Here is an 11,200-nt window from a genome sequence, read left to right on the forward strand (position 1 = left end):
TCTATAAAGAGTACGACAATTTTTAGCGAAAGCAGGCCACGGGTTAATCCGAGTCCCTCACCTTCGCCTCCCTCGCCGGTGCCTCTCCCAAAAAGAGCGGCGCCACCGCACGCGTATAGAAGGCAAGCCAGGCGAGGCTCACGCAGAAGCCCGCCACCACGTCTGACGCATAGTGAACACCTAAATAGATGCGGCTCACGCCCACAGCGACAATGAGCGCCGCAAGCGCCACCGAGCACCCGATGCGCACCGCACGATCGCGCTCGTAGTGCCAGACCATCCAAATGAGCAGGCCGAAGAACGCCATCGCGGCCATCGAGTGGCCCGAGGGAAAACTGAACCCCGTTTCTGCCGCAAGGCGAAAGCCCTCTGGCCTAGGCCGTTGGACGAGGAACTTGAGCACCTGGTTGAGCACCACCACGAGTGCTAGGTTAAGCGCACAGCACGCGCCCGGCCTCCTGCCCGGCGCGAAGGCGACGATGAGCAAAAGCATCACCAAGAGGGTGACCGGTGTGGCAAGCGCCGAGATGGACTCCATGATAGGCGTGAGCCAATCAGTGCGCAGATGCTCGACAATGAGCACATACGCGGCCTCATCGAGTTTGATAAGCCCGCCCTCGAGAACATCTTCCAGAAGCACGAGAAACACGATGGTGCATGCCGCCACGATCGCCACGCGCTTGTTCTCGCGCAGGAGCTCCAGCCATCTTTTTGCCATGAACCAGACCCTTCGTCCACATCCACCCAGTTCAACACATCATACCCAGACGCAACTACACCGACCATCCCGATCGACGATGCACCTGGGAAAGCCTGCAGGCCCAGTACATCGGCTGGGGTCGCTCGGCTGGTGATTCCGCGCGCTTCAATCGCCTGATGTTTCCATATGCTCAAGATTACAGCTCGAGATGACAAAAGCATGTGGCCGGCATTTCTCGTACCATAGGCCTTATTCAGCGCGGCGCCAACCGAAGGGAAGCACCTATGGCCAAAAGCACCGAAACCGCACTCGCAGCATATCGCACCACCGCATCGACCGTTATCAAGAAACTCGAGCGCCATGGCATGAGCGGCCACTTCTGCGCAACGAGCTCGGATGCCGTGGAGCTTGTGCGCTCCTGGATGCACGAAGGCGACTCCGTAACCTGGGGCGGCAGCGAGACGTTCAAGGAAACCGGCATGAAGGCGACTCTCGAGAACGCGGGCTGCTACCGCATGCTCGACCGCACCACCGCAACCACGCCCGAGGAACAACGCGAGATGTGGCGCAACCGCACTTCGGCGGATTGGTTCTTTATGAGCGCCAACGCCCTCACGCTGAACGGTGAGCTCGTTAACATCGACGGCAACTCCGACCGCCTGTCGCTCCTTCTGCACGGCCCCGCGCACGTGGTGGTGCTCGCAGGGATGAACAAGCTCGTGGCAGACGTGGAAGCCGGTATCAAGCGCATTCGAACGGTGACCTGCCCGCTCAATGCCGCGCGCTTGCACACCAACACGCCATGCGAGGTTGCGGGCGTCTGTTCGGGATGCCATGCAGAGCGCTGCATGTGCTGCAACGTGGTGGTCACGCGCCACAGCCGCCACGATGGCCGCATCCGCGTGGTGCTCATCGGGGAGGATCTCGGCTACTGAGCCAATGTGAGCCAATATGGGACGGGGTTGTTTTGACTCATTCGCAGCGGGCGGGTCAAAATGACCCCGTCCCAGAATGACCCAGAATGACCCCGTCCCAGAATGACCGAGATGTCAAAGCATTTTGACGCGATAGTCAGCGGCACGCGCCATACGAAGAGCCATACTGGTGCCGCAGGGACATTCGGCGAGCCACAAAGGGACAAGCTATGGAAATCGGCACACGCATCCGAGAGCATCGCCAAGCGAACGGCATGAAGCAGGAAGCGCTTGCCGCTGCCTGCAAGGTGAGCCGTCAAACGGTATCCAATTGGGAGCGCAACAAGACCCTTCCAGATATCGCGAGCCTTAAAGCCATCGCCACAGCCTTTGATACCTCGGTCGACGCCCTCATCGGTAACGACGCCCCTCATATCATCGAGCGTTTCGATGCCGATTCACGCCGTTTTCTGGTACTCTTCTTCCTCATGCAAGTATGCTGGGTCTCCTCTTCTCTCCTAAGGCTCTTCGCAGCAAACGCCCCCAATCATGAAGAGGAGCTGTCAATAGCGGTGGCAGAGGCCTTCGTGCTCGGCATCTGGATCATGTCCTTCATTCCCTACCTCAGATACACGCGCCGTAATGGGCTCAAAACCATCGGTGACATAAGCGCCCATCTGCTCGAGCACATGCAGCAAGAAAAATCCCTCGGCATGCGTTTGACGAGGTCCATCCTTTCGCACATCTATGTTTGGAATTGCCTGCTATGCGATGCGATGATGCTCATCGCCCTCGCCGGAGCTGGATGGCTCACGCCCCTGAGTGCCATCGTCGCGATTGCCGCATCAAGCTTGATCGCGGTTATAGGCCGCCATGCAGACCGTTGGTTCAATCGATAGATCGGCTTCGCTCGCGCCGAAGTCGTGCCGTTTTGAAACTGCCGTTTTAGGACGAACTGTCTTGAGCTATCGCTGCGGATGAGTCAAAGCAAACCCGTCCCATATTGACTCATTCGCAGCGGGCGGGGTCAAAACGAGTCAAAACAAACCCGTCCCAGAATGACCCAGAACGGCACAAAGCGAGGGGCGGCGCCTCCTCTGCTGCGCCGCCCCTCGGCCTGTTCAATACTTTGGACTCACCCCAATGCATCTATTCGTCATTGCGTCCACTTTGTCCCCCAGGACCAGCCGAACGCGCACAAGCTATAGATGCACCCGGTCGTTCTAAGGTCTTCTCAACAGCTTGCTTCCATGCTCTGACGGAATCCAACGGGTCGCCTCTGCGCACCCACAACGGTTAAGCCTCAAGACCCCAGGCAACGAGCCCGAATGCTTGTGCTATATCTTCTGTACCCATTGGACTCGCCTCCTTCGGTCGTCGCTTGCTTTCCTGAAGCGACTTGGATGTTCATTGCTATATGTTCCCCGTAAACCCATTCCCATGCACGAATACCTCGACAACCTGAGCGAGTCCGCAGACGGCTAAAAAATGGCGGCGAACGGCATGGCAACCGCTACCAAAGCTGCAGGGCCTCATCCAACTACGGCTCAATCGCCAACCGCCGGCGAGGCTGCTCCTATCCGGCCAGCTTCGAGGCGAAGCCTGCAAGTGTATCGGGGATATTGATCTGCTGCGGGCACACCGCCTCGCAGCTCCCACACCCAATGCAGGCGCTCGGGCGCTTGTCCTCGGGAAGCGTTCCTACGAACATGCTCGGAATGAACCCGCCCGCACCACCGGTGACCATGGCCTCGTTGTACATCTCAAGGAGCTTCGGGATATCAAGCCCCATGGGGCAATGGCTCGTGCAGTAATGGCACGCGGTGCACGGGACCGTGTGCTGAGCGGTCATGCCGTCGACGACCTGCTGGAGCGCCGCCCGCTCTTCGTCGTTGAGAGGCTTTTCCTCCTCAAACGTGGCGATGTTCTCGCGCATCTGCTCGAAGTTGGACATGCCGGAAAGGGTCACGCACACCTCGGGAATGCCCTGGATGAAACGGAATGCCCAGGCAACGGGCTTCTCGTCCGGACGAAGCTCCGTGAGGCGCGCCGCATCGGCCTCGGGCAGGTTAGCAAGCTTGCCGCCGCGGACCGGCTCCATGACCCACACGGGCAGACCATGCTTGGCGCACAGCTCCACCTTGCCGCGCGCATCTTGGAACTCCCAGTCCAGATAGTTGAGCTGGATCTGGCAGAACTCAAGATAGTCGCCGTAGAAATCGATGAAGCGCTCCATCACCGGAATGGCACCATGCGCCGAGAATCCCAGGTGCTTGATGCGCCCAGCGTCTTTCTGGTCGAGCAGGTAATCCATGATGCCGTGCTTGGTGTCGAGATAATCATCGATGTTCATCTCGCAGACGTTATGGATGAGATAGAAGTCGAAGTACTCCATCCCCGTCTTCTCGAGCTGCTTCTCAAAAATCTCCTTGACCTTGTCCATGTTGGAAAGGTCGTAGCCGGGGAACTTCGTAGCAAGGTAGAACGAGTCGCGGGGATACTTGCTGAGCGCCTTGCCCATGGCGATCTCGGACTGCCCACCGTGGTAGCCCCACGCGGTGTCGAAATAGTTGATGCCGTGCTCGATGGCATAATCGACCATCTCCTGCGTAGCGGCTTGGTCGATCTTGGTATCGTCGCCGTCGATCACCGGCAGGCGCATGGCGCCCATACCGAGCGCCGAAAGCTTGAGCCCCTGAAAATCCTTGTACAGCATGCGCATCCCCTCTGTTATGTGAGCTTGCCGTCTCATGGCACCCATGGCCATGTCGCCACCCATGGTAGATGGTGGAGTGAACTCCAAGTCAAGGGGCGGCACGAAGAACGCCGAAGCTTCAGAGGGTTTCGGCAGCGAAGCGCAAGGCAGCGAGCCTGCAGCTACAAGGCTACAGGCCCACCGCGATAATCGATCTACGCACAGAAGTGAGCTATCGGTTCATGAACACGATGACGAGCGCAATGACGGCAACCACGAGCACCACGATGCCCACGATGGCGCCGATGAACCTCGCGCGCGACCCACGCGTGCGCTCACGCACCGCCTTCTCTGTGCTCGCGAGCTGTTCCACCTCAACAGCCTGCTCCTCGCGCTCCGCCCGGTCCGCCTCGAGGCGCGCGGCGATCGTCTCGGTAACCTCGGGATGCGCATAAATATCGTTCGCCTCGTCAATGAGCGCCTGGGCTTCCGAGGCCTCGGCACGGGCATCTTCTGCCGCCTGCTCTTGCGCGCGGCGTTCCTTTTCCTTGCCGGAAATCTCTTCCTTCAGCTTGCGCTGGCGCTCCGTTGCGTCATCCTTCGCCTCGCGGTAGGTGTTGCGCGCCTCGTCTGCGGCAGAGCTCACCTCGCGGAAGGCCTGCTTCGCGTCGTCCATAGGCTTTTCGGCCTCGGAAACCGCCTTTCGAGCATGGGCGAGGGCGTCTTCAAGTTCCTGCGTAATGCGGGGAAGGTCGTCCCGTGCGGACTGCAACTCGTGGGCAGCATCGGAAATCTCTGTCTGCAACTCGTCAGCGCGCACGCTATAGGCAGCGGAATTTGCCGAGGGGTTGCGCTGGACCTCGGCATACTCGTCGTGGAGCATAGCGAGGCGAGACTCGGCGCTTTCCACCGCCGCCTGCGCGGCGGCGACGCCGTTTTTCTGATCCTCCTCGGCCTTCTCGAGGTTCCGCTTCGCATCGTCGAGCCGGCGCTGCAGGCGCGCGCCATTCTCGCGCGACGACGCCTCCCGGGCCTCGGCGGCATCAAGAGCCGCCTTGAGGCGCTTCTCGGTTTGGGAGTCCGCGTCCTTCATCTGCTGCAAACGCTCTTTGAGCGCATCGATTTCGCCCTGGATGCGCGCCTGCTCGGCCTCCGCCGCCTGCTCTGCCTTGGCTGCATCGTCGCGACGCGCGGTTTCGCTGGATATGATCGCATGGTAGTTTGCAGCGACCTCGCGCCGATGGGCGAGCTCCGTCTCCTCGTCGGCGATCGTGGCATCGAGCTGCTCGAGCTGCTCGCGCGCTTCGGCATGCGCCTTGCGGGCGGCGCTCATCTCACGCACCGCCGCCGCCCCCTCGGAGAAGAAGGAGCCGACCGCCTCGACCGGCGAGGCCCCAGGAGCTTCCTCGGCTGACACGGGCCCCTCGTCTACCACCTGGGATGTGCGGGGCGCGGCTCCCGTGGCGGGATGCTGCAGGAACTCGGGGATGCGTGGCGCATCATCCGCCGCCGCACCCGCGTCCTCGGGCGCATTGGCCGTTGCGGTTCCCTCGAGTGCATCGACCTCCTTAGCAGTGGCCGCGGCAGAATCAGAGGCGGGCGCATCGACATCGGCAGCGCCCTCCAAGACGCCGCCCTGCTCGTTTTCCATGTCATCAATCTTGGTATCGAAATCGTCAACCATCGTTCTCTCCCATGTCGATCGTAGACGAACGAATCTCTCCACCAATGATATACGCCCCTGCGGACATCGGGGCCACAGGCATCCGCTTTTTGCAACGTCAGCATCTTTCCGCCCGCCCTTTCCGCCCGCGCAAGCGCCGAGACAAGGCTCGCGTCCGAGAGCCCCAGGCAGCGGACGGGCTTACTCGATGAGCATGGCGTCGCCGAACGAGAAGAAGCGGTAGCGTTCCCGCACGGCCTCGCGATAGGCATCCATGATCTGCTCGCGCGTGGCGAGAGCCGAGACGAGCATCATGAGGGTCGAACGTGGCACGTGGAAGTTGGTGATAAGCGCGTCGACCACATGGTAGGTAGAACCAGGCATGAGGTAGAGGTTCGTCGTAGCATTCTCCCGAGCGACGATATCGCCCATGCCATCCACTGCCGAGCCGGGAGCATTCTCGAACCGGCGCGCGACAACAGGGGGCTCGGACGCGGCGGCCTGAGCGTCCCACGCACTCTCAAGCGAGCGCACCGCCGTCGTGCCCACGGCAATCACGCGGTGCCCCGCCGCCTTGGTGGCGTGCACGGCATCTACAACCGACTGCGGCACGTGGTAGCGCTCGGTATGCATGACGTGCTCGGTGGGATCATCCTCCTCCACAAGGCGGAAGGTGTCAATCCCCACCTCGAGCTCGACCGTCGCCCAACCGACCCCCTTCTGCTTGATGCGCTCGATGAGCTCGGGCGTGAAATGGAGCCCGGCCGTGGGGGCGGCGGCGGAGTGTTCCTCGCTCATGGCGTAGACGGTCTGGTACTTCTCGGGGTCTCCCTCGTAATCGGTGATATAGGGCGGCAGCGGCACGTGCCCCGCGGCATGAATCGCCTCATCGAGTGTGCGCGACACGCCCGATGCGTTCTCGCCCTTCGGCGTGAAGCGCACGAGGCGTCCGCCGCGGCTATCGGGCACGAAGTCAAGCACTTCCCCCACAAGCACCACGGGCGCGCTTTCGGGTGCATGCGGACCGCCCGCGCGGTATTCGATGACCGCACCGGGCTTGAGACGCTTTCCGGGGTTCACGAGACATTCCCACACGTGCCCGAGCGGGTCGAGGTCTTCACGGCGATTGAGAAGGAGCGTCTCGGCCATACCGCCCGTCTTCGCCTTGCGCCCGATGAGGCGCGCCGGCATCACGCGGGTCTCGTTCGCCACGAGAAGGTCGCCCGGCTCGAGGTAGTCGATGATGTCGTAGAAGTGACGGTGCTCCACGCTGCCGCCATGAGCAAGCGGCACGGTCTCGCCCGTGGTCGCAAGCGGTTCGCCGCGGTGCAGCACCAGCAGGCGGCACGAATCGCGCGGCTCCGCCGGTGCCTGGGCTATGAGCTCCTCGGGCAGGTTGTAATCGAAATCATCGGTACGCATGGCTACCTCGCTTTCTTATCCGGCTGAATAGCTTAGCACGGATGCCGAAACGAAACGACCCGTTCTGAAGCGAGGTAGCCGCACGCTGCCTTTATGAGAAGAGGCGGCGAATCTCGTCGCGGCCTTCCTCGCTCGTGAAGATGATCGCCTCATCGCCCGACTCCAAGACGGTGCCACCGTTCGGCACGATGAGGTTGCCCTCGTGCTCCACGGCGGTCACGATGGTCTCCGCCGGGAACGGGACGTCCTTGAGGGCGAGTCCCGCCACGCGGGCATGCGCGCCCACCGTCACTTGCACGATGCTGTGCTCGTCTCGGCCGAGCTTCATGAGCGTGTACATGTCATGCACATCCATGCCCTCGATCACGAAGCGCGCTGTGATTTCAGCCTGGTTCACACCCACGTCCACACCGTTCACCGGCGTGAACATCCACGCGTTCGCCGGGTTGTTCACACGCGCCACGACGCGCGGCACCGCATATTCCATCTTCGCGAGCATCGACGTCACGAGGTTCGTCTCGTCCAACCCCGTCACAGCCGCGACAGCATCCGCGATGCGCACGCCCGCGCGCTCCAAGACCTCGGGATCCGAACCACTCCCCTCGATAACGGAAACGTTCGGGCATATCCGACGCACGCGCTCGACGACTTCAGCGCGCTGCTCGATGACCGTGACCGCGATGCCGTCGTCCGTAAGGCGGGAGGCGAGATGGGCGCCGGTCTTGCCGCCGCCGACAATGATGACCTGCATGATTCCTCCTAATCGGTGATGCCGAGCATCTGCTTGAACTTCCTGCTGGCAGAGGTCGCCACGGCAGCGTAGATGATGTCGCCGGCGGCGAGCACGGTGCCCTGCGTGGGGATGAACGTTTCGTTATCGTGCGAGACGCTCACGATCTGCACCTCGCCGAGCGCGGAGATCTCGCGCACCGTGGCACCGTCGAGCAGCGCCGGCACGTCCGCGCGAACCAGGCGCACATCGCCCGATCCCACTTCGAACACGTTATCGAGATGGTTGTAGGTAAGGAGCTCGCCGATGCGCGCGATGCCCCAAGCATTGGGCGAGACCGTCTGGATGTTCAGGCGACGGTACGTATCGGCCTTCGTAAGATCGTGCAGACGCGCGATGACGCGGGGCACGCGGAACGTCGAGCGGGCGACGTGCGCCACCACGATGTTCGCCTCGTCGGAGCGCATGCAGGAAACGACGGCATCCGTGCGGTCGATTCCCGCGCGCAGAAGCACGTCGCGGTCGAGGCCGATGCCGCACACGCGTTTGCCGGGGAACGAATCGCCCAGCGCATCGAGCGCTTTCTGGTCTTGGTCGACCGCCGTGACCGAAAACCCCTGCCGCGCGAGTTTCCACGCGAGCCCCGATCCGATGAAACCCATGCCTACGATAATGACGTTCATAATCTCCACCTTTCAGATGGTGTATACCCTCAACTCTAGCGCTTCGCGGCGGCACGCGCCCGCTCGCGGCGGCGCAGCCATGCCTTGCGGACCTCTTCGATGGCGATGACCACAGGCGGGATGCAGCAGAGGAACGCATAATCCTGCCAGGCCAGGGGCGCGGTGTGGAACACGCCTTGCAGCGGCGGGAACGTGGTGAGGATCACAAGTAGCACCACTTCGAACACGATGCCTATGAGGATGCGGCGGTTCGAGAAGAGACCGATCTTGAATACCGAGGTGGTCTCGGTGCGGCAGTTCATGACCTGGCCGATCTGCGCGAAGATGATGCCTGCGAGCGTCATGGTCGTCGCCTGGATGTAAACCGGGTCGCTATCGTTGCCCAAGCCGGCAAGCGGGATGCCCGGCCAGCCGGCGAGCACGTTCACCAGGAAATAACCCGCCATCGCGACGATCGAGGCCATAAGGCCATACCACAGGAAGGCCTTCACGAGCACGCGGCGGTTGAGCAGGCGCTCGTTGGGATCGCGCGGGGGCTGATCCATGATGGTCTCCTCCGGCGGCTCGGTGCCCAAGCCGAGCGCCGGCAGCATATCCGTGCCCAGATCGATGGTAAGGATCTGCATGGTTGTGAGCGGCAGCGGCACGGCACCGCCCGAGAGCAGGTAGACAGCGTTCGGCACCGCTTCGGGCGCATTGGAGTTCAGGATGTAGAGCAGGAATTTGCGGATGTTGCTGTAGACCGCGCGCCCTTCCTCGATCGCGGCGACGATCGAGGCGAAGTTGTCGTCCGTCAAGATCATATCGGCCGCCTCCTTCGCCACATCGGTACCGGTGATGCCCATGGCTACACCGATATCGGCTTTCTTGAGCGCGGGAGCATCGTTCACGCCGTCACCCGTCACGGCCACGATCTCGCCCATCTCCTGGAGCGCCGTGACCACACGGAGCTTCTGCTCGGGTGCCATGCGGGCGAAGACAACTTGGCCGGCGAGCTTCTCCTTGAGCTCTTCATCGCCCATCTTCGAAAGCTCGAAACCCGAGATGACGGATAGTCCCTCGCCCTCCACGATCTTCAGGCGCCGCGCGATGCTCGCCGCGGTGAGACCGTAGTCGCCCGTGATCATGACGATGCGGATACCCGCGCGATGGCACTCTGCCACAGCCGCCGCGACTTCGGGACGAGGCGGATCCATCATGACCTCGAGCCCCACGAAGGTGAGGTTGCACTCGATGTTCTCGGGCGTGTAATCGCTCATAGCATCGGGGATGCCCGCCTCCGCGTTCGCGCCGTCGAGCGGGCGGTACGCCACCGCAAGCACGCGCAGGCCGTCGGCGGCATACGTGTCGTTTGCCTCCATGATGCGCTGGCGGAGTTCCTCGCTCATGGGCTCGACCACGCCGTTCACGCGCACATGGGTCGAAAGCCGCACGACCTCGTTCGGCGCGCCCTTCGTGAACGCGATGCGGCGCGCCCCGTCCAGCGGGTACTGCAGGGCATGCACGGTCGTCATGCGCTTGCGGCGGCTCTCGAACGGCAGCTCCTTCACGCGGGGCATGCGCGCCTCGAGCTCGGTGCGATCGATGCCGCCCTTCTGCGCGGAAACGATGAGGCACGCCTCCGTGGGGTCGCCATAGACCTCGTAGCGCTTTCCCTCCCCTTCCGGCTCGGCGAGGCGCGCGTTGCCGCAGAGCATGCCGCCCTCGAGCAGGAGCTCGAGATCCGCATCGTCCACAGCGCGCCAACTGCGTCCCTCGGCTTCTATCTGACCTTCGGGCGCGTACCCTACGCCAGTGATCTCGTACTCGCGCGTCGCCGTCCACAGATGGTTCACGGTCATCTCGTTCTGCGTGAGCGTACCCGTCTTATCCGTGCAGATGACGCTCGTGGAGCCAAGCGCCTCCACGGAATCGAGCTTCTTCACCAGGGCGTTCCGGCGGCTCATGCGCTGCACCGCCATAGCGAGCGAAAGCGTCACCGTAGGCAGCAGGCCTTCGGGAATGAACGCCACGACCATGCCGAGCGCGAAGATGAACGATGACGCGAACGGCTCGTGCACCACGAACAGGGACAGGCAGAAGAACGCGATGCCCATGCACATGGCAAAGATCGTGACCTGCTTCGTGAGGCGGTTGAGCTGACGCGTGAGCGGGCTCTCCGCCGCCTGCATGTTCTGCGTGAGGCTCGCGATCTTGCCGAACTCCGTGTCCATGCCGATGCGAAACACCACCGCGCGGCCGTTGCCTTCGGACACGCTCGTGCCAGCGAAGACGAGGTTGGGAATCTCCGCGGCGGAAAGCCCCTCTTCGAGCACCGCGTCCGCGGTCTTGCGCGACGGGGTGGACTCGCCGTTTAGCGTGGATTGATTCACCTGCAAGTCTGAACTCGCGAT

Annotated in this window: 9 protein-coding genes; 2 read left to right on the top strand and 7 right to left on the bottom strand. The window is 62.3% G+C overall.

The window, feature by feature from the left end:
* Positions 1-43: 43 nt before the first annotated feature.
* A complete protein-coding gene (locus tag AC1VS5_RS08640; RefSeq protein ID WP_481218366.1) occupies positions 44-718 on the bottom strand; it encodes a phosphatase PAP2 family protein in 675 nt (224 codons plus the stop codon).
* A 266-nt stretch (positions 719-984) separates the two neighbouring features.
* Between AC1VS5_RS08640 and AC1VS5_RS08645 the strand changes: the two genes are divergently transcribed.
* Complete coding sequence (locus AC1VS5_RS08645) at positions 985-1,635, top strand: lactate utilization protein (protein WP_417058140.1); 651 nt, start codon at positions 985-987, stop codon at positions 1,633-1,635.
* A 209-nt stretch (positions 1,636-1,844) separates the two neighbouring features.
* Positions 1,845-2,513, top strand: coding sequence for a helix-turn-helix domain-containing protein (locus AC1VS5_RS08650; RefSeq protein WP_481218367.1), 669 nt, complete (start codon positions 1,845-1,847; stop codon positions 2,511-2,513).
* A 677-nt stretch (positions 2,514-3,190) separates the two neighbouring features.
* Here the strand turns inward: AC1VS5_RS08650 and AC1VS5_RS08655 are convergent.
* The 6 genes from AC1VS5_RS08655 to AC1VS5_RS08680 all read right to left on the bottom strand — a co-directional run.
* Complete coding sequence (locus tag AC1VS5_RS08655; protein WP_481218368.1) at positions 3,191-4,330, bottom strand: aldo/keto reductase; 1,140 nt, start codon at positions 4,328-4,330, stop codon at positions 3,191-3,193.
* Positions 4,331-4,541: 211 nt separating this feature from the next.
* Positions 4,542-5,993, bottom strand: coding sequence for a hypothetical protein (locus AC1VS5_RS08660; protein ID WP_481218369.1), 1,452 nt, complete (start codon positions 5,991-5,993; stop codon positions 4,542-4,544).
* Positions 5,994-6,173: 180 nt separating this feature from the next.
* Positions 6,174-7,394, bottom strand: a complete 1,221-nt coding sequence (gene queA, locus AC1VS5_RS08665; RefSeq protein WP_481218370.1) for a tRNA preQ1(34) S-adenosylmethionine ribosyltransferase-isomerase QueA — start codon at positions 7,392-7,394, stop codon at positions 6,174-6,176.
* 91 nt (positions 7,395-7,485) lie between these two features.
* A complete protein-coding gene (locus AC1VS5_RS08670) occupies positions 7,486-8,145 on the bottom strand; it encodes an NAD-binding protein (RefSeq protein ID WP_481218371.1) in 660 nt (219 codons plus the stop codon).
* An 8-nt stretch (positions 8,146-8,153) separates the two neighbouring features.
* Positions 8,154-8,807: a potassium channel family protein gene (locus AC1VS5_RS08675; RefSeq protein ID WP_022349872.1), complete on the bottom strand. Its 654-nt coding sequence runs from the start codon at positions 8,805-8,807 to the stop codon at positions 8,154-8,156.
* Positions 8,808-8,842: 35 nt separating this feature from the next.
* Positions 8,843-11,200 (bottom strand): cation-translocating P-type ATPase (locus AC1VS5_RS08680; protein ID WP_481218372.1); only part of this gene is annotated, 2,358 nt, incomplete at its 5' end.

It is taken from the genome of Enorma sp., assembly GCF_982429025.1.